This window comes from Pedobacter hiemivivus (assembly GCF_004331685.1).
Taxonomy (GTDB): domain Bacteria; phylum Bacteroidota; class Bacteroidia; order Sphingobacteriales; family Sphingobacteriaceae; genus Pedobacter; species Pedobacter hiemivivus.
Genome location: NZ_SJSM01000011.1, coordinates 93726 through 112174 on the forward strand (window position 1 = coordinate 93726; position 18449 = coordinate 112174).

Below are 18449 nucleotides of genomic sequence, written 5' to 3' on the forward strand. Positions count from 1 at the left end.
ATAGAACCGGGATTATTTTTGGAATTGTTCAGTGAAATTTAAGGAAATCAAGAAACGAGACTTTAACCGGAAGGCTGTTGCACGGTGTATCCCACACGTGTGTTGTTTTACATCTAAGTTTACTTGAGGCTCTTGTGAATTATGAATTCCGAACATTATTGGTTCAAATGTGATTTCCAATGATTCTGATTTTCGTGATTCCATTTTTTTGTAAATTGTTTTTCCAAAAATACATCATCAAAGAATATGTGGGTACATTTAAAAAAATTAATGTGATTTTGTTCGTTAATAATGAATTTATAACCAGATCGGTTGAAATTTTATTTCGTATTTTACAAATTCTATCTCAATGAAAACAATACAACGATCAGCGATACTACAAAATCCTAAACTTGGAGGATATACCCCTCGGGAAAAGCCCCTCTCTATTTTTAAACATTTAAGGATAATTTGATTAATCTAATGGATCAGAACATAGCATATAGCTTCTTCCCCTAATGCCAAAATCAAAAAAAGATACGCTTTAAGTGTTCGGGCATACAATCTGAATTATACCGCAATGACCATTTTTTCAGACTTTTGAACTCATTTAAATCTTTTGCCTTGATCTTACAACTTAGTTTAATTAAAAGACTTTCGGAATTCTAGCGGTGATAGGTTAGTTTTCGTCTTAAACAATCTATTAAATGATTGTGGGTGTTCAAACCCTAGTTCGTATGCAATTTCGCTTACCGACAAATCTGTTGTAGATAATTTCTCCTTTGCTTTTTCAATCAGTTTATCATGGATGTGCTGTTGGGTACTTTGTCCTGTCAAAACTTTTAATAAGCTGCTTAAATAGCTTACAGATACATGCAACTCATCAGCTATAAACTGAACCGTCGGTAATCCTTTTGCCACCAGTTCCTCGGTATTGAAGTAAGTGGCAAGCAACTCTTCCAATCGGCTTAGAAGTTGGTGATTTGCTTTTTCTCGTGTAATGAATTGACGATGGTAAAATCTTTCAGCATAATTGAGTAAACTCTCAATTTGTGAAATGATAATCTGCTTGCTAAACTTATCAATATTGGAGTGATATTCCTGCCTGATGTTATATATGATATTATTTATGGCTGTTTCTTCCTTCTCTGAAAGAAATAGCGCTTCATTTACAGTATAGCCAAAATATTCGTATTGCTGGATTTTACTTGCCAAGGCTGTATTCCAAAGAAAATCTGGATGAATAAGTAATATCCATCCAGTAGGCTTTGTCAGTTTATCTCCAGGATTAACCTCCACTCTGAAAAGCTGATTAGGAGCGGTAAAATACATAATGCCCTCATCGAAGTCATAGTCTTGTTGCCCATACTTTAATTTGCCAACTACGCCTCTTTTTATAGAAATCGAATAAAACCCGAAAATCCCTGTCAACAAGTTCTCATCAGGTGAATATTTAATTGCTTCATGTTCAATGATACTAATTAAGGGATGTTCAGGCTGAGGTAACCCTCTCAAACGATGGAATTCGCTAATGGTTTTTACTTTTATTGTTTTATTGCTTTCCATAATATCAAGTTATTTTTTATAATGCCTGACCGCCAGATATTTCAATACGTTGCCCGTCTATCCAGTACGCATCATCTGTGCAAAGAAATGCAACAATCCCGCCAATATCATCGGGTAAACCTACACGGCCTAATGCTGTAAGGCCTGCAACGTGGGCATTTATCTCTTTATTGTCACGGGTACGCCCACCCCCAAAGTCAGTTTCAATAGCTCCGGGTGCAACTACATTTGCACGTATTTTTCTTCCCCCTAATTCTTTTGCCAAATATCGGGTAAAAATCTCAATGGCTCCTTTCAATGAAGCATATACAGCGGAACCAGGGAATGTAAGACGTGCCAACCCCGATGATACATTGATGATTCCACCACCATCATTGATAAATGGAATAAATTTTTGCGTTAAGAAAAACACGCCTTTGTAATGGATGTTAAATGTGTCGTCCAACTGTTGTTCGGAAGTTTCTGTAATAAGCGAATACAAAGCTGTACCTGCATTGTTTATCAGAAAGTCAAAATTTGTGCTTCCTGTATGTTCCTGTAAATACGCTGTTGTTTGTTCAACGAAGCTATCAAACGCAGTTACGTTGCTTGTATCTAATTGAAAAGCAATAGCTTTTTGCCCTATTGATTCAATTTCTGCCACAACGTTGTCGGCTGCTTCTTTATTGGAATTGTAGGTAATCACAATATCAATTCCTTTTTTGGCAAGTGCCAATGCCATATTTTTTCCCAAGCCACGGCTACCACCTGTAACCAATGCTATCTTTGTTTTTGCGCTCATACTTTGAATTTTTGATTTTAGTTTTTAAAAGGATGTTTTAGCCATATCATCAGCAATGGCATGATCAGGAAAGGAATTTCAATCAACGCAGTTTTATAATTACCCGTCTTTAACGATAAGGCCATTATGGTTAAGATTAAAAAGGCATTCATCAGATTGCCTATGAAGAATGTTTGTGGAAATAAAATCAACAATGCGATTGCTATTGAAACTATAGCGATCAAAGGAATGAATGTCTTCTGTATTCCCAAATCATTCATCATTTGTGCCTGTGCCGGATGATTATTGATATGTAACGCTTCCCAACCGTGTTTGAAACTAAAATAGGCAGTGATACCTATCAATAGGCCGCTAATTATTTTCGCTGTCATTGTATTCTTTTATGTTTTTATTGACTTCCTCCGCCATTGACGATTAAGTGTTGCCCGCTTACAAACGATGATAAATTCGAAGCAAAAAATACTGCTGCATTTGAAACGTCTTCAACGGTTGCCATTCGCTTCATAGGGTTCATATCCGAAAGCCATTTCAGTTCAGGTGTATGAGTGTCCATTCCTGTAAAAATCCCAGCATTTGCTACCGCATAAGGTACAATGGAATTTACTGTTACACCACGATAGCCGATTTCTTTCGCTAAAACCTCAACGAGGTAATTAGGTGCTGTTTTACTTCCGCCATATACTGCAAAGCCCGGAAAAGGAAAGGCGGCCGAAGTTGAGGAAATATTTATGATCCTTCCGTTGTCTTCAATATTTTTTGCAGCGCATTGTATCGTAAAGTAAGTTCCCTTTGTATTTATCGCAAAAAGTCTGTCAAATTGCTCTTCCGTAAAATCAGTTACAGGTACGTCCGCCAATTCAACACCAGCATTAGCCACTACAATATCAATTTTTCCAAAGGCTTTTTTTGCTTCGGCAAACAAGTTTTCTATATCTGCCGGTTTGCTGATGTCAGCCTGAACAGCAATTACCCGAACGCCCAAAGCCTGAATATTTACAACAGCTTCATTAGCAGAAAAACTATCTTTTGAATAGTTGATTATAATGTCCGCTCCTAAACCTGCAAAACGTTCTGCAATTGCCCTACCTAATCCTCTTGCCGAGCCTGTTATCAGGGCTACTTTATTTTTTAGATCTGTCATGAGTTCAACTTTTTTACGGTTGTGAATAAATATTCGCCCCTACTTTACTCATCTCTTTCAGGATAAGTTTAGGTGCCAAACGGCTCATTATTCTTAGTATTCTTCCAAAGCCCGGCGCTATTTCGTAACTGTCTTTCTTTAACCCTTTAATAGTAGCATCAATAATTTTTTCAGGTGTTGCCAATAGTTTAGGATTAAAACCATCCACGTTCACAAATTGGTCATTCAATGGAGTGCTTGCGGCTGGTGCAACCAATTCAAAAACTTTGATTTTTGTTTTTTGCAACTGTACCCTTAAAGAAACCGTGTAGAAATGCAGGCCTGCTTTTGAAGCACTATAAATCGGGGAATAGGGAGACGGTACATAAGCAATTCCCGAAGAAACATTTAGGATAGCCGGATTTAACTGTTTTTTCAAATGGGGTAAAAATTGTTGTACCATTCGTATCGGCCCCGATAAATTGATTGCAATTTCCCTATTGATATCATCTAAACCAATGGAAGTATCATGTAAGCTCATCTTTCTCATCTCACCTGCATTGTTTATTAGGAAATTAAGTTTGGGAAACTGGGTGGTAACTTTTTCGTAAAGCTCAATTATAGACGCAGCGTTACCTACGTCATTTTTGATGGTATGTACTTGCGGAATTTGCTTTTTGACTTCATCTAATTTCGCCTGGTTTCTTCCTGTTATAATAACCTGGTTACCTAAAGCAATAAACCTTTTAGTAAGTTCCAGGCCGAAACCACTTGTTCCGCCTGTAATGAGTATGGTGTTATTATCTAAATTCATTTTTATTGATATAATCTATGAAGTATGCTTTATTCAATCTGTATGCACAATCTTTAAAAAAAGTTCGTTGGCAAGGGCTATCCGTTTCAGTTTAAAATATTGATTTGTAGCTATAGTATCTTTACCGATTACGATTTTGCTTTTCATCAATAGGTTATTCAACTCCTGTTTATCACTATAAGTCCATTTAGTTTTATCGTAATAGATGACCAATTTTCTATCGCGACCTTCTTTTGGAATATAAATTACCCTCTTGGAATTGTTAAAGAATTTATTCTCTATGGTATTCGGAACCATTAGTGTTAATGCTACATCTAACCTGTTACTGATATATAGTGATTTCTTTGATAAGTTACATGAAGACAATATCATCAGGAGACAAACGTAGAGAAAAGAAAGATTCTTCATGGTTTGGCTATACTTTAATAATTCTTCCTGTGATAACCCCTGAAATTGCCCTTTCATATGCTCTTGCTACTTTCCAGGCCTCAACTGGAATGAATCCTGGAAAAAATGGATGATAGTCCTCGGATTCCGTCAAAACAGTTGGGCTAATGCAGTTTATACGAACACTTTTGGGAAGTTCGTTTGAAGCTGCTTTTACAAAGCCTTCTATACCGCCATTTATTACTGTACCGATTGTGCCGCCTAAAATAGGCTCATCCGTTAATACACCCGAAACCAATGTGAATGAGCCACCTACATTGATATAAGGCAGGGCCGTGCGAACAACATTGATTTGCCCCATTAACTTACTGCCTAAAGAAAACGAGTAGTTTTCATCCGTCAGGTTTTCAAATGGAGCTGCCGCAACTTCGCCTGCTGTAATGCCAATGGAATCAAATGAGCCAATGTTTTTAAATAAGTTTGCAAGACTTTGTTTGTCCGAAATATCTGCCTGATAGTCGCCCGAGTTTCTTGAAACACGTATTACTTCGTGTCCAACTTCCTCCAGTCTATTAGCGACTTCTTTTCCAATAGTCCCACTTGCTCCGATTACAATTATTTTCTTAATCATTTCTTTGAAATTTAACAATGTAAAGTTCTGTAAAAGAGAATGTTCAGAGTTAACTGAATCTGCTTTTGTTGTAACCGGATTTTAGGTGAGATTAGTCGGTTAACCTGGGAATAGATTAACCAAACTATAAACGTTATAAAAATATTAAAGAAAATTTCAGTCTTTCTTTGGTGATTTCAAACCAGGACAACATCCTAGGATGTTATCTAACGATTTTTACTTTTTAACTGCAATAAAATGGCGTCACCCACTGCTTTTGCAGACTGTGGGTTTTGCCCAGTGATCAGTCTGCCATCAACGACAACATGTGATTGAAAAGGCTCTGTTTTTTCATAAATGCCACCACGCTCTTTCAATTTATCCTCAAGCAAAAAAGGTACCACAGCAGTTAGTTTTACAATTTCTTCTTCCTGATTACTGAATCCATTTACTTTTTTGCCTTCTATCAGGTATTTTCCATTGCCTAGGCGAATATTTAACAAGCCTGCAGGGCCGTGACATACTCCGGCAACTACGCCATCTTGTTCATATACTTTGGCTACAATACCTGCAATAGTTGTATCATTTGGTAGATCCCACATCGCTCCATGACCACCGGCAAAATAAATGGCCGCATAATCTTGCGGTTTTACATCCACTGGTTTCAAACTGTTGCTTATTTTTTTATGATAATAAGCATCCTCCCAGAATTTCTTATTAACTGAGTCGGTTAAATCAAAAGCATCTACAGGGGGATTGCCTCCTTTAGGACTTACAAAATCTATTTCATAACCGGCTTCAACAAGAACCTCCCAGGGATGGGAAACCTCGCCTAGGTAATATCCAGTCTTCTTGCCTGTATTTCCTTTGATACCATGGCTGGTCACCACGAAGAGAATTTTCTTTTTTACAACCTGTTTTTCTGTTTGCAGGCTAATGGTTTGCTGTTTGGAACGCTGACTTACACAGCTTGTAAACGCTATAAAACATATAAGACAGCATAAGGTATTAATTAACTTATTCATAATTGATTTTTTAGGAAGTTGAACCGATATAATGATAATATTCGATTTTTGATTATATCAGGCAGAATACCATGGAGCTAAACACATCGAAATACTCTGTTTTAAAATAACAAAAGTGTCCCTTTAAATTATCCAACTTTTGGGGCACTTCAGGAAATAGTCCTGTTAAACTATTAAGGAATTATAGACTGCTTGCAGTTGCCAACAAGGTTATATCCTCATGGTCTAAAGTAATTGTGGTCGCCTTGATTAAATCAGCCAGTTGATCTATGTTTGTTGCACTTGCTATAGGAGCTGTGATTCCAGGTTGTTGTATAACCCATGCTAATGCAATGCTTCCAGCAGTAGTCTCATGCCTTGCTGCAACGTTATCAAGCGCATTAAGTATATTAAAACCACGATCTGTAAAATACTTTTCTACAAATCCAGCCCTCTTGCTATCTTTAATATCATCTAAACTCCTGTATTTGCCCGTAAGAAAACCGCTTGCAAGAGAAAAATAGCTAATCACACTTAAATTATTGGCCGAAGTTATTGGTCTAATATTTTCTTCAAAATCAGCCCTGTCATACAAATTATACTCTGGTTGAAAGGTTTGATAAATAGGAAGGTTATTGTCACGACTAACTTGCAAAGATTCTTCAAGGCGTTCTGGAGTGAAATTAGAAGCGCCGATAATTCTTATCTTTCCTGCTTTGATCAGGGAATCATACGCAGCCAAAGTTTCCTCTATTGGTGTCTCCGAATCATCGTAATGTGATTGATAAAGATCAATATAGTCTGTATTTAGACGTTTTAGAGAAGCTTCTGCTGCACTAATGATATATTTTTTACTTAGTCCCTTTTTGTCAGGTGCTAACTCCGCACCCAACTTAGTAGCCAACACAACCTTATCTCTCTTACCAGATTGTTTAAGCCATTTTCCAATAGCCAACTCCGATTCTCCACCTACATGTCCATCAACCCATTTAGAATAAACATCCGCAGTATCAATAGCATTGAAACCTTGTTCAGTAAAATAATCTAATAACTTAAAGGCCATCGCCTCATCAGTCGTCCATCCGAAAACATTTGTTCCTAATATCAGTGGTGCAATCTTAATTTCTGATGCACCTAATTTTCTATTTTCTAACATGTCATTATATTTTGTCCGCCAAAAGTACGCCATAGATGGCTTTTATTGAAATATAAAATAATAAAATGTATATTTGTTCATTATTAATGAAAAATATGATTCAGTCTGTACAAAGAACCTTTCAAATTTTAGAATATATAGCCGCAAATGGGAATTTCATTCGAGTTAATGACGTAGCAAAAGCCTTAGAATTGGAGAAGACAACCGTATATGGTTTTATAAAAAGTCTTAAAGAATTAGGATACTTAGAGCAGGACGAAATGAGCCCAAGGTATAGGATTACTTCCAAATTGGAATGTTTATATGCACCTCCATTTTCACTCATTGAGTTGAAACAAGAATTGCGACCAATTTTAGAGAAGATAACAGCCGCTACACTTGAATCATCCTATCTGGCTATACAAATGGGTTATTATTATAGACATGAATTAAAATGTGAACCTAATAGGGCTGTAAAAATTACACTTAATATGGGGCGAGATTACGAAATGAACACTACTGCTATTGGTAAAGCATTTTTGGCTTATTCCGAACATTTGCAGCGTAATTTATTTGATTCCCAAAATGATCAATCTGCATTAACAGCAGAAGTAGCCAACATTAAACAAATTGGATATGCCCTGGATATTGGGGCGTATGATCCTGACCTGAACTGCGTAGCTATGCCTATTTTCTTTAAAAATAAAGTCATAGCAGTACTTTGTGTATCTGGTCCCTCATATAGGTTCAAGCGAGAACAGTTCATCGAAACACTGAAAGTCATGAATATACTTTTAGGCGAGCAGGGTAAATATACAACACAAGTAAAATTATAAAATGCATTCAAATAAAACGGATTACTTAACTATAATAGTGTTACTCATATGTAACGTTACCATGTTGCGGTGTAAAAATTATTGTGTATTTTAGGGCATTGTTGAACAGAAACGGTGATTTTTGCCATAAAACATACAGAGAGTCTATAAGACTCATAATCTTTTGGTCGATGGTTCGAGCCCATCATGGCCCACTGCTTAAAAAGGCGTTTTTCGATAAGAAAAACGCCTTTTTTCGTTTCTAATTTTTGATTATTAGTCACGATATTTTCTTTACAAAAGCTGTAACGGTATTTTAATTGGGTTGGTTTTGTTACAATTCTAGATAGTTGTATTGTAGGGTGAATTTTTTTGTACTTCACTTGATAGTATCATATGACACTATCAAGTGAAGTTTTCAAAATGTGACGCATTGCCTCACATTTTGAGTTAGATACTGATGTATTGGTAGGACGTGCTTTGATTATAGCTCATTGAATGCTTAATTACGGCTCAAATATGGTTGAAAATGAGCTGTAACTTTAATAGAAATGAACTGTAATCGAGTTTTGAATGAAATTAATGAATACACCTATAAAGTCTTTTCAATTTGGAACGCAATGAGTTCCGAATTGAATCGATTTTTTTTATTAACAAATCTTATCATTAGTATGATACTTTGATATATAAATTACTTTGAAATCTATAATACTTATCGATTTTACTGCAATAAAAATCAAATTACTGCAAATTATTCAAAATGATTGATATAAGTATTTTACTGCACTTGTAGGTATTTTTATTAAATTTACTGCAACAATATAGTTTTTACTGCATAATTTATCTTTATGGCAAACCAACCCGCAGGTAACCTATGGTTATATCAACACTTTAAGATGAGTTCCTTCAGGCTTACCCATCGTTCGTATATAGGAACCAGAGATAAAATCGACATAGTTGAAAATGGAATTGTTGAGCAAACATATGGGCCAAAATATCAGCCATCTTTAGACATCCCATTATTTCATTTAGAATTCGCTTTCAAATACGATGATTTAAATCTTAACTTTCTTAAGGCTGTTTTTAAATTGTTGTCTAGAGAGGAAGTGGAGGATTATGTCAACGGAAAAGTCTCAGGAGTAAATAACAGGCGAATTGGATATCTTTATGAGTGGCTTATTGGTGAGGAAATTGCTTTAAAACAAAGAATCGCTGGAAACTATATTGATTTACTTGATGATGAAAAATACATTACAGGTTTATCCCTCAAAATTACCAAATGGAAAATCAATGACAATTTATTGGGTAATCAAGATTTTTGTCCAATAATCAGAAAGAGTAATACATTAACGAGGGAACTTGAAAAGGACTTAAAAAATCAAATAGAAAAACTGAAGGAAACCTATTCCCCTGATATATTTCACCGGGCAGCTCAATACCTGTTCAGAAAGGAAACAAAATCCTCATACGCAATAGAGAACGAAAAACCATCATCTGATAGAATGAATAGGTTTGTAGCTTTACTTTCAAAAGCGGGAACGCAGCACATAGATGAGCTTTTAAGCGAGTCTAATTTGATGTATTTACAAAATGCTATTGTAGATCCGAGATTTGCAGCAAAGGGTTTCAGAGATTTTCAAAATTATATAGGTGCAACAGGCTTTAGAATGGAAGAAATAATTCATTTTATATGTCCACCACCACAATATGTAACCTCATTAATGAATGGTATACATAGTTGTTATCATAAGATAAAAGAAATCCCGGGACAATTACAGGCTACTGTAATTGCATTTGGATTTGTTTTTGTTCATCCTTTTGATGATGGTAATGGCCGGTTGCATCGTTTCCTAATTCATGATATGCTTACAAGATCAGGGATAGTTCAGGAAGGGATTATAATACCTGTATCTGCTCACATGCTTAATTATATGCCTGATTATGATCGCGCGCTGGAAGATTTCTCGAAACCTTTAATGCAGCGAATAAAATATAAAAAGACCGATGAAGGAGAAATCGAGGTTCTTAATAACGCAGACATAGAAGACTACTTTCGTTACCCTGACTTTACTTACCAAGCTACTTATCTTGCCCAAACGATCAATGAAACAGTTACTGAAGATATGACAGGTGAGTTACAGTTTCTGGAACGTTACGATGAACTAAAGAAAAGTATCCAAGGTATAGTAGATATGCCTGATAAGTATATCGATCAGATAATAATCTTTTTACATCAAAATAAAGGGATATTTCCAAATAGAAGGAAGAAAGAATTTGATAAGTTAACTGCCCAGGAATTTTTAGAAATGGAGGCAAGCTACATGAATATTTTTGAAAAGATATATTAAGAGCTATCAATCATTTGCTAGCCAAATCGCTAATTAAACCTAAATCAGATAAGAAATGGTTCGAGAAGCACCCAGTTGGGGCCACCAAGTAAAAAAGCCGTTTTTCGATGAGAAAAACGGCTTTTTTCGTTTTGACTATCCAGTTTTTTATAAACTAGAAATAGGTTTTCACGGCGAATCTAAATTGCTCTATAAATATATCTTTGAAAACACTGATGTTATTTTGTTCATAAAAGATTAACATGGCTTTTTTATATTCCACTGCATCGATAGTTCGGAAAGAGACTGGACAATATTGGTTAGCAATAAGGATCGCATTACTTACAATCCTCGTTGTTCTTTTGTTTCCATCGTTGAAGGCCTGGATATATGATAGCAATACTAATGCAATTAGCGACTTTTCAAATACATTATTTTTTCTGTTGATCAGTCGACACATATCTTCCAAAGCTTCTCTTATCTGATGTTCATTGTCGAGAGGTGTATAATTCGGATTCTAATGAATACATACTAAATCACAGACCATGAATCGTTAATAGTGTCGAAAACTTGAGAATTAAGAGCCGGAAATTGAACTCATGAGCTCATTAATTGTGGTAGTAAATGGAATATGTGTGCCACATACCAACTCAATATATTTGTTTTTTTTATTTATTAGTTTGATACAATTTTTATTTATCAGATGGGACTGGTGCACTCTGATAAATATTCCTGCATCCAACTGCTGACTAACCTTTTTTAAGGATTTACACATCACGAGCTCCTCTCGATTATGTAAAAAAATAGATGTGTAGCAATTGTCCGATTTACAATAGCTGATATCAGCATGTGATACTAAACGAAGAATCTCTTGAGAGTGAATGACTAATTTTTTCATATAGCGTTAATAGTTCAGGATTAATTAGGATACGTTGTCTTGCTGGACCTGAAAACCATATTGTTCTTATATCTAAATCAAATTAAAAATATCTGTTAAAAGCTTATTTTCTAATCCTGTTAATATTTGGTTATTTTTTATCATCTAATCAGAGTAGATTTTACTAAAGTAGTTATTATTACTTAATTATACTATTCTATACTATCATAGTATTTATTGTTATAGTGTACCCTATTACTTTGCATCCTAAGTCCGTAAGGTCACGTCTGGTTAAGGGCTTTTAGGTAGATTCATTTCCAATAAAGCCAATTACTTGTTCTAACTGACTATTTTATAGGAAGAAGGACGCTATTTGTATTTTTAACGTGTTTTTCAGGATTTTGGTGATTTCCGCGGGTATTTTAGGTGAATTTCTAAGAAAACCCCGTTTTTATCATAGGTCATTCCCGAAATAAAGCCATGTTATTAGCAATAAAATCATATTATCCATTGACTTAATGAAATTATCTATTTTATCAGGCAGGAAATTATCCCACATTTAATGAAATAATTTCTAACCAAAATAAACTAGTATGAAAAAAAAATCCCTACTGTTTACAGCTGTAATTGCTATTATGGCATTTACGCAATGCGCAAAAGAAACCAACATTGATTTTCCATCGAAAGAAAAATCAATGGGAAAAAGTGTTGCAAATGTGGCTCTGGCCGAACTGCAGCCGATGTGCGAAGACTGTCATGAAAGTGCGACAAAGATTACCGGAAGCGAAGCCTTTGACCTTGCCTGGACCTTTTCTCCGATAATGAAGTTTGACCGAGCAGCGCCTGATTATCCGACTACAGTTGAAAATATATGGGCAAGTACAGATCCAAATAGCATTGTTTGTAACGGTACATTAGTAATGACCAATCGTGATGCCCCAAGGAGCAAGATCTTTCCAACCTATTATGAAGTACAACGGCATCCGGGTAATGCAAACAGGGTCTTTATCGACTTTTGGTGGACTTATAAAACGCAGACAACGTGCTTTGCCAACCTAGGAGGTCATGACTATGATTGGGAACATACTGTTGTTCAGGTTAATACCCAGACAAACCGGATCGTATCAGTTACCTATTTTCAACATTCGGGCTGGTACACTAAAAACTGGAGTAATGTAGCCCAATGGACACGTCCACAGGTGTATGTGGGTAAAAAAGCACATGGTTCTTATCATTTTGGAAATTCAATTTCCTTTCCTGGTTACGATTGCAGCTATTATGGCGATTATAGAAATCCTAATGGAGTAGCTGATGAGGTAGAAACTTGGAATACCAGCCTTATTCCTATGAATTGTAACATGCCTCACTTCAGTTTTAATGGTTATTTCGGCAGTATTGGTAAAGGGCCTTTATTTCGTAGCCGGGATTATTGGAACTTTTCTTCTTGTAATGGAAGCGCAGGAATCACCGGTACAGATGGATGTAGTCAAAGTGATTATTCTGTAGGCACACAAATCGGGAGTATTTAATTTTGCGGTTCAGTTTATTCAAGATACGTAAATTGAACAGAATACAAGGCCTGGATTTATTGTCCGGGCTTTGTGTTTAATAGATTTTTACATTTCTATATAGATAATCACCAGGATAAGAAGGGAACTGTTTTTTTAATTACATTACATTTATGAATAACTTTCTAAAAAAAGAAGCTGGTTTTGAAGGTGAAAAAATGATCAGTTTGCCTCCGAAAATATTAAAAAGTGCTATGGATAAATGTCCGGAATTTTTTCATTTATGCATTACTCATATTGGATATTTTCCTAAAGCGACTGCCCATTTCAGGGAACGGAGAAAGGGGTGTGAAGATAATATATTTATCTATTGTGTCCTTGGAAAAGGGTATTTTACCATTGATAATAAGAAATTTGAAGTCGGCACCAATCAGTTTATTAATGTGCCTGCGACTGATAAGTATATGCGTTATTGGGCAGATGACCAAGATCCCTGGACAATTTACTGGGTACACTTTAAAGGAGAAAGAATTGCTGACTTTAATAAATCGCTTGATATAACCATCACTTCTGGTGCTCAGAAGATCCCTTTCAATCAACAGGCAATAGATATTTGGAACGGCATTTACGGTTGCCTGGACATGGGATACGGATTAAGAAATCTTTCAAACGCTAATTTCTGTCTATACAATTTCTTGGCGACTTTCTATTTCCCCGAAAATCACATGCAGGTCAAAAAGGTAGAAGAGCTGGATATGATTACTGAAACAATAGTATATATGAAGGATAATGTAAATAGAAAATTACGAAAGGAAGATTTTTCGAAAAATTATTCTATATCCAATTCCCATTTTGCTTATTTATTCAGGAAAAAGACAGGAATGTCGCCTATTGATTATTTTATCCATCTTAAAATGCAGCGGGCCTGTCAGCTGCTACACTCAAACAATGACAAAATAAAAGAGATCTGCTTGAACCTTGGTTATGAAGACCAATATTATTTCTCTAGATTGTTTAAAAAGAACATGGGTATTTCCCCAGAACATTACCGCCTGATCCATAAAAGTAGAGTGGGTAGCCATCAACCTATTTCATTAAAGCCAAACAATGAAAGTGGAGAAAATTAGAATTCTAAAAACTAAGAATCTAAATATCTATATACTTAGGTAGGCCTACTGCTTAAACAGCCGTTTTTCGATAAGAAGAACGGCTGTTTCGTTTAGCTATGCTAATCGGCTAAGTTTTTCGGTCCAAATATTTTTAGAATAGATTTTGCATTCAGGATCAGCCCATCGAAAAATGGGAATAGAATGTTGATGTTAGAAGGATATTCAGAAATTGTTAAGGGAAGTGTTAGTTTTCGTCCTGTTCTTTGTGATTAAGATCAGTTATTCCTATCTGTTTACCGAAAAGAGCTAATACTTGATTGACTTTATCTAATCGAACTGTAGCTCTACCTCGTTCCAGTTCGCGAACGAAACGGAGACCCACACCAGATTTAAATGCAAGATTGGCTTGGGAAAGCTTTAAAGCTTTTCTTTTTTCTTTGATAAATGTTATAATTGGCGTCATTTTATACCTTTTCTTTTACGCTCATGGCTCTGATTACTCTTTCGCGATGCTGCATTCCCCAGGACGCCATTTCTTTTATGATCGGTTTTAGCGAATAACCATACTCTGTTAACTCGTATTCAACGGTTACCGGTTTGGTGTTCAATACCGTACGCTTTACCAGGCCATTCAACTCTAACTCCTGCAATTCTTTGGAAAGCATTTTTGCTGCAATACCATCTATGCTTCCTATCAACTCCATGAAACGTTTTTTACCAAAGCTCAGTGAGCCAATCAGCCTTATCTTCCATTTTCCGCTTAATACATCCATCGTATCGCGGATCGCCAAATGATGCGCGGAACAGGCGTCCATATCCAAGAGTTCTTTATCCATTTTAATACAGTTTCTATAAGGAAACCCGTTTCCATAAGTAAACCCATTACAAAGATAAACCATGTTCACTATATATTTGCCAATGAATTTTAAGAATAAATACAAATGGATCATATTGTAAAATTTCCTCCGGTTGTTTCTGTAAGCCCGATTTCCTTAGAAGCTCCTGGCCGCGACTATCCACTGCAGGTGCGGGCCTCAGTGCCTGCCTATGGTGAACAACTACCTGTAATTGTTTTTTCACACGGTTTTGGCTCTTCTATGGACGCATACGCTCCCCTTGTCAATTATTGGGCCGCTCATGGCTTCGTTGTTGTTCAGCCTACCTTTCTCGATTCTCGAACAATCAACCCTGACCCCAAGGCCAAACATAGTGAGGCCATCCAGGCATACTTGCAAGATCCGAGAAAACCGATGATGTGGCGCTATCGTGTTGAAGATGTCAAGCGGGTGCTTGACCAGCTTGATTTTATAGAAAATTCTGTTCCTAGTCTAAAAGGACGCTTGGACCAAAGCCGGATTGCAGCAGCAGGCCATTCGTTCGGAGCTCAAACCACCGCTACGTTATTAGGAACGAGAGTGATCAATGCCGATGGCGGTTTAAGTGAAGATATGCTCGATCCGAGGGTAAAAGCAGGTGTACTTCTTAGTGCAGGCGGCCGCGGCGGTGAAGCGCTAAGTCCATTTGCCAATGAACATTTTCCGCATCTAAACCAAAGCTACGCTCAAATGAATACGCCAACGCTTGTTGTTGCCGGCGACCAGGACAAATCTCCATTGACGACCATGGGGGCTGAGTGGTTTACCGATGCCTATAAACTAAGTCCGGGGGCAAATAGCTTGGTTACCCTGATTGGGGGCGAACATATGCTTGGCGGGATTTCAGGCTATTTGGTGACGGAAACAACAGATGAGAGTCCTGATCGGGTAGAAGCTGTACAACAACTTACCACAGCTTACTTGCGGTCTGTTCTTTATCATAGTGATCCGGCATGGTCTTCAGCTTGCACTGACTTTCAGGAGAATCCTAATCCAATGGTTCAAATAACAAGTAAATAATTTTTCCCTCCTGATCCTCTGATTCAGGAGGGATAGATGCTGTATATGCTGATAAAGCAGGGCTTTTAACGACAGGTTCTCCCAGCAAATCATGCTACATTTGCCGTAATATCCAATATTTGACTGCAAACAAATTTTAATGTACATTGCATTGAAGCTAAACAAGCAGGTTAAGACCATTGATGCCTTACAATAATTCCATGAAAATTTACTTTACCTGCACCATTCTGCTTCTGTTGACGATTTCCGGGTTTTCGCAATCTTCAACTATTAAGTTACGGGATGACTTATTCGCAGATAAATCAACGATATTCTCAAAATTTATTCCTTTAAATAACGGAGAACTTACGTATGGTGCATGTTTACTAGATCCGAAAACTTTTATATACCAAATCAACCAGTTTAAGGCAGACGCTAGTAGGAAAATTAAAAATAAAAAAAACGAGTCCTTAATAAAGAAAGACATAGACTACTTTACCCGCAATATTGTAGAATACTATGTTTCTCATTATGGACGGGATTCTTTAGTGATGGCCACGATCCAACAAATTAATGCAGAGAAGCGATCGGATCCCAATTATGCCAGTTTAATTAAAGAAGCATCTAAAAAATTGCAGATCAAAATCCTGAGTACTGCGGAGGCTAAATTTCTTAATGAATTTGTTTTAGGCGCCGCAGATTTAAATGATACAGAGTTGTTTAAACATTCAGTAGCTTATCGCGACTGGATAGATAGCTACCTTTATAACCTTAATATTGATAGGCAATTTCGATACAGTTCAAGCGAATACGAAAGCCGCTATCTTTTGCCATTAGAAGCGATTTACAACAAAATACCTCCTGGTTTCATCAAAAATCACCTTACTTATCAGTATACACTTTTTGCTCTCAAAATGGTTACAAACCCGCAAAAACTTGATAGCTTATATGGTGACTTTGCGAGACGACGGGAGAACAGCGAATACAAAGCAGACATAGATCAAGTATACAATAATTTAATATTAAGCAGGCCCAACTCGCTTGCACCAGATTTCAGTTACTACGATGTAAATGATAAATTGGTTAGGCTAAATGAGCTTCGTGGCAAGTACGTTTACATTGATATATGGGCTACCTGGTGTGCTCCTTGTAAGGTTGAAATCCCATTTTTATCTCGGTTAGAATCGGATTATAGCACTAAAAATATTATATTTTTAAGCCTATCTGTAGATAATAGTTCAGATAAGGCGAAGTGGGTTAGTTATGTCAAAAATAATAAGTTAGGGGGTATACAGGTGATTGCCGACAAAGATTTTAATTCTGATTTTATCAGAAAATTCAGCGTAGCGTCGATTCCAAGGTTTATTCTGATTGACCCTGTAGGGCAGATCGTCTTCTCAAATGCGGCGCGACCTTCTGATCCCGACTTACGTAACCATCTCGATCACCTATTGAAATAGTTATACTGATACCTAGATGCGCATTTCTCATGTCCGTCATATATTTCACCATTCCAGCCAGGACTTTCAAATCGTCAAGAAAACGGTGTGTTCGGAATACATCCTCGGGTACTAAGAGGGAGTTGTCAATCATTTAAATGTTATCGACTCAAGCAAACATATCTATGAAGACTTCTTTAGATCAGACAATATCTTCTAATTTGCCTCTGTAATAGGTTAAATAACGTTAAAAAAAATGCTGCGGGAAGCCTGTTAACTATTTTAGTAAAAAAACAATAAATGCGAGTCTTTAAATCTTCCCTGATCATCTCATCTTTTTTGTTTTTTCTAACCGCCAGTGCTCAGAATTCAGATCAGCTTTCAGGAAGAATTGTAGATGAAGCTAATCATAGTATGCCTTATGTAAGTCTGAAAATCGGTAGCAGCACCTCCTCTATGACAAATCCTGACGGAGATTTCAGTTTAAGGATTCCAGCTGGGACGACAGGTCAGATAATAGTCTCGTGTATTGGTTATGAGACGCAGTATATACCTATACAACAACTCAGTAACCCGGTAACGATTAAAATGAAAAGTGTGGTCAGTCGGTTGCAGGAGGTAAAAATATTTGCACTTAATGGCGAGGCGATAATTCGTAAAGCTATGCGTAATATCACACAAAACTATCCGGTTACGGCTTTTGAATCCACCGGATTCTACCGGGAAGTTGCTAAAATAGATGATAACTATCTTTCATTTGCCGAAGCAAGCCTGCAGATCCTGAATCCCGGTTACCAGCATATTAAAGAAAAAGATCGCATTATCATCAATAGAGAACGAAACCTGAAAAGAGTTGGCGACAGTGCTGTCGATAATCCATTTCATGCAGCCGTCAAAGGCGTACCGTACGTTGTCCTGGCAAATGACTTGCTTGCATTCCTACAAAGACCACTGCTTATGCTCCTTGGTTACCATTTTCAGAAAACTAATGAAATGATTTCTCTCAGGTACAGTATGAACGGAGATAAATAGTATCCTTATTTCTACAAGATCGCAACCACGCATAAGGTCAAAGCTAAAAAACAAAAGATAGCAGGAGAACTT

The 18449-nt window shown here is 36.7% G+C and carries 19 protein-coding genes, 1 tRNA gene and 1 pseudogene; 8 read left to right on the top strand and 13 right to left on the bottom strand.

The window, feature by feature from the left end; all coding sequences use genetic code 11:
* Positions 1-621: 621 nt before the first annotated feature.
* From EZ444_RS16995 to EZ444_RS17035, 9 genes are all read right to left on the bottom strand, one after another.
* Positions 622-1545 (bottom strand): helix-turn-helix domain-containing protein, encoded by a 924-nt coding sequence (locus EZ444_RS16995; RefSeq protein ID WP_131610346.1) that lies wholly within the window; start codon positions 1543-1545, stop codon positions 622-624.
* A gap of 16 nt (positions 1546-1561) precedes the next feature.
* The gene (locus EZ444_RS17000) at positions 1562-2326 is read right to left on the bottom strand and encodes an SDR family oxidoreductase (RefSeq protein ID WP_131610347.1); all 765 of its coding nucleotides are present in this window, start codon (positions 2324-2326) and stop codon (positions 1562-1564) included.
* Between the two features lie 17 nt (positions 2327-2343).
* On the bottom strand, positions 2344-2697 hold the full coding sequence (locus EZ444_RS17005) for a hypothetical protein (RefSeq protein ID WP_131610348.1): 354 nt from the start codon (positions 2695-2697) through the stop codon (positions 2344-2346).
* A 17-nt stretch (positions 2698-2714) separates the two neighbouring features.
* Complete coding sequence (locus EZ444_RS17010; RefSeq protein WP_131610349.1) at positions 2715-3467, bottom strand: SDR family NAD(P)-dependent oxidoreductase; 753 nt, start codon at positions 3465-3467, stop codon at positions 2715-2717.
* A gap of 13 nt (positions 3468-3480) precedes the next feature.
* Positions 3481-4260 carry an SDR family oxidoreductase gene (locus EZ444_RS17015; protein WP_131610350.1) on the bottom strand — a complete coding sequence of 260 codons (780 nt, stop codon included), beginning with the start codon at positions 4258-4260 and terminating at the stop codon, positions 3481-3483.
* Positions 4261-4293: 33 nt separating this feature from the next.
* Entirely contained in the window at positions 4294-4668 is a 375-nt protein-coding gene (locus tag EZ444_RS17020; RefSeq protein WP_131610351.1) for a hypothetical protein, read from the bottom strand.
* 7 nt (positions 4669-4675) lie between these two features.
* Entirely contained in the window at positions 4676-5278 is a 603-nt protein-coding gene (locus tag EZ444_RS17025) for a short chain dehydrogenase (protein WP_131610352.1), read from the bottom strand.
* Positions 5279-5484: 206 nt separating this feature from the next.
* A complete protein-coding gene (locus EZ444_RS17030) occupies positions 5485-6282 on the bottom strand; it encodes a type 1 glutamine amidotransferase domain-containing protein (protein WP_131610353.1) in 798 nt (265 codons plus the stop codon).
* Positions 6283-6463: 181 nt separating this feature from the next.
* The gene (locus EZ444_RS17035) at positions 6464-7417 is read right to left on the bottom strand and encodes an aldo/keto reductase (protein WP_131610354.1); all 954 of its coding nucleotides are present in this window, start codon (positions 7415-7417) and stop codon (positions 6464-6466) included.
* An 86-nt stretch (positions 7418-7503) separates the two neighbouring features.
* Here EZ444_RS17035 and EZ444_RS17040 point away from each other — a divergent pair, with 86 nt between their 5' ends.
* From EZ444_RS17040 to EZ444_RS17050, 3 genes are all read left to right on the top strand, one after another.
* The gene (locus EZ444_RS17040; RefSeq protein ID WP_165503642.1) at positions 7504-8232 is read left to right on the top strand and encodes an IclR family transcriptional regulator; all 729 of its coding nucleotides are present in this window, start codon (positions 7504-7506) and stop codon (positions 8230-8232) included.
* Between the two features lie 93 nt (positions 8233-8325).
* Positions 8326-8426: transfer RNA gene (locus EZ444_RS27255), tRNA-Ser, on the top strand.
* Positions 8427-9059: 633 nt separating this feature from the next.
* A complete protein-coding gene (locus tag EZ444_RS17050; protein ID WP_131610357.1) occupies positions 9060-10559 on the top strand; it encodes a Fic family protein in 1500 nt (499 codons plus the stop codon).
* Positions 10560-10713: 154 nt separating this feature from the next.
* Here EZ444_RS17050 and EZ444_RS17055 read toward each other — a convergent pair.
* Positions 10714-11025, bottom strand: a pseudogene (locus tag EZ444_RS17055) (Fic family protein); the annotation flags it as partial.
* Positions 11026-11115: 90 nt separating this feature from the next.
* Positions 11116-11436 carry a LytR/AlgR family response regulator transcription factor gene (locus EZ444_RS27885; RefSeq protein WP_131610358.1) on the bottom strand — a complete coding sequence of 107 codons (321 nt, stop codon included), beginning with the start codon at positions 11434-11436 and terminating at the stop codon, positions 11116-11118.
* Between the two features lie 572 nt (positions 11437-12008).
* On the opposite strand from EZ444_RS27885, the gene EZ444_RS17065 reads away from it, so the two are divergent.
* Complete coding sequence (locus EZ444_RS17065; protein ID WP_131610359.1) at positions 12009-12944, top strand: NPP1 family protein; 936 nt, start codon at positions 12009-12011, stop codon at positions 12942-12944.
* 152 nt (positions 12945-13096) lie between these two features.
* Entirely contained in the window at positions 13097-14050 is a 954-nt protein-coding gene (locus EZ444_RS17070) for an AraC family transcriptional regulator (RefSeq protein ID WP_131610360.1), read from the top strand.
* Positions 14051-14276: 226 nt separating this feature from the next.
* On the opposite strand, the gene EZ444_RS17075 is transcribed toward EZ444_RS17070, so the two are convergent.
* Both EZ444_RS17075 and EZ444_RS17080 read right to left on the bottom strand, forming a co-directional pair.
* On the bottom strand, positions 14277-14495 hold the full coding sequence (locus EZ444_RS17075) for a helix-turn-helix domain-containing protein (RefSeq protein ID WP_131610361.1): 219 nt from the start codon (positions 14493-14495) through the stop codon (positions 14277-14279).
* Position 14496: 1 nt separating this feature from the next.
* Positions 14497-14868 carry a winged helix-turn-helix transcriptional regulator gene (locus tag EZ444_RS17080; protein WP_131610362.1) on the bottom strand — a complete coding sequence of 124 codons (372 nt, stop codon included), beginning with the start codon at positions 14866-14868 and terminating at the stop codon, positions 14497-14499.
* A gap of 189 nt (positions 14869-15057) precedes the next feature.
* Here EZ444_RS17080 and EZ444_RS17085 point away from each other — a divergent pair, with 189 nt between their 5' ends.
* From EZ444_RS17085 to EZ444_RS17095, 3 genes are all read left to right on the top strand, one after another.
* Entirely contained in the window at positions 15058-15927 is an 870-nt protein-coding gene (locus tag EZ444_RS17085) for an alpha/beta hydrolase family protein (protein WP_262711264.1), read from the top strand.
* Between the two features lie 200 nt (positions 15928-16127).
* Positions 16128-17366 carry a TlpA family protein disulfide reductase gene (locus EZ444_RS17090; RefSeq protein ID WP_165503643.1) on the top strand — a complete coding sequence of 413 codons (1239 nt, stop codon included), beginning with the start codon at positions 16128-16130 and terminating at the stop codon, positions 17364-17366.
* A 279-nt stretch (positions 17367-17645) separates the two neighbouring features.
* Positions 17646-18377 carry a carboxypeptidase-like regulatory domain-containing protein gene (locus tag EZ444_RS17095; protein ID WP_131610365.1) on the top strand — a complete coding sequence of 244 codons (732 nt, stop codon included), beginning with the start codon at positions 17646-17648 and terminating at the stop codon, positions 18375-18377.
* Positions 18378-18449: the final 72 nt, after the last annotated feature.

Bases quoted from the DNA above. Each gene is read 5' to 3' on its own strand.
- EZ444_RS16995 (WP_131610346.1), bottom strand. From the start codon at position 1,545: ATGGAAAGCAATAAAACAATAAAAGTAAAAACCATTAGCGAATTCCAT.
- EZ444_RS17000 (WP_131610347.1), bottom strand. From the start codon at position 2,326: ATGAGCGCAAAAACAAAGATAGCATTGGTTACAGGTGGTAGCCGTGGC.
- EZ444_RS17005 (WP_131610348.1), bottom strand. From the start codon at position 2,697: ATGACAGCGAAAATAATTAGCGGCCTATTGATAGGTATCACTGCCTAT.
- EZ444_RS17010 (WP_131610349.1), bottom strand. From the start codon at position 3,467: ATGACAGATCTAAAAAATAAAGTAGCCCTGATAACAGGCTCGGCAAGA.
- EZ444_RS17015 (WP_131610350.1), bottom strand. From the start codon at position 4,260: ATGAATTTAGATAATAACACCATACTCATTACAGGCGGAACAAGTGGT.
- EZ444_RS17020 (WP_131610351.1), bottom strand. From the start codon at position 4,668: ATGAAGAATCTTTCTTTTCTCTACGTTTGTCTCCTGATGATATTGTCT.
- EZ444_RS17025 (WP_131610352.1), bottom strand. From the start codon at position 5,278: ATGATTAAGAAAATAATTGTAATCGGAGCAAGTGGGACTATTGGAAAA.
- EZ444_RS17030 (WP_131610353.1), bottom strand. From the start codon at position 6,282: ATGAATAAGTTAATTAATACCTTATGCTGTCTTATATGTTTTATAGCG.
- EZ444_RS17035 (WP_131610354.1), bottom strand. From the start codon at position 7,417: ATGTTAGAAAATAGAAAATTAGGTGCATCAGAAATTAAGATTGCACCA.
- EZ444_RS17040 (WP_165503642.1), top strand. From the start codon at position 7,504: ATGAAAAATATGATTCAGTCTGTACAAAGAACCTTTCAAATTTTAGAA.
- EZ444_RS17050 (WP_131610357.1), top strand. From the start codon at position 9,060: ATGGCAAACCAACCCGCAGGTAACCTATGGTTATATCAACACTTTAAG.
- EZ444_RS27885 (WP_131610358.1), bottom strand. From the start codon at position 11,436: ATGAAAAAATTAGTCATTCACTCTCAAGAGATTCTTCGTTTAGTATCA.
- EZ444_RS17065 (WP_131610359.1), top strand. From the start codon at position 12,009: ATGAAAAAAAAATCCCTACTGTTTACAGCTGTAATTGCTATTATGGCA.
- EZ444_RS17070 (WP_131610360.1), top strand. From the start codon at position 13,097: ATGAATAACTTTCTAAAAAAAGAAGCTGGTTTTGAAGGTGAAAAAATG.
- EZ444_RS17075 (WP_131610361.1), bottom strand. From the start codon at position 14,495: ATGACGCCAATTATAACATTTATCAAAGAAAAAAGAAAAGCTTTAAAG.
- EZ444_RS17080 (WP_131610362.1), bottom strand. From the start codon at position 14,868: ATGGATAAAGAACTCTTGGATATGGACGCCTGTTCCGCGCATCATTTG.
- EZ444_RS17090 (WP_165503643.1), top strand. From the start codon at position 16,128: ATGAAAATTTACTTTACCTGCACCATTCTGCTTCTGTTGACGATTTCC.
- EZ444_RS17095 (WP_131610365.1), top strand. From the start codon at position 17,646: ATGCGAGTCTTTAAATCTTCCCTGATCATCTCATCTTTTTTGTTTTTT.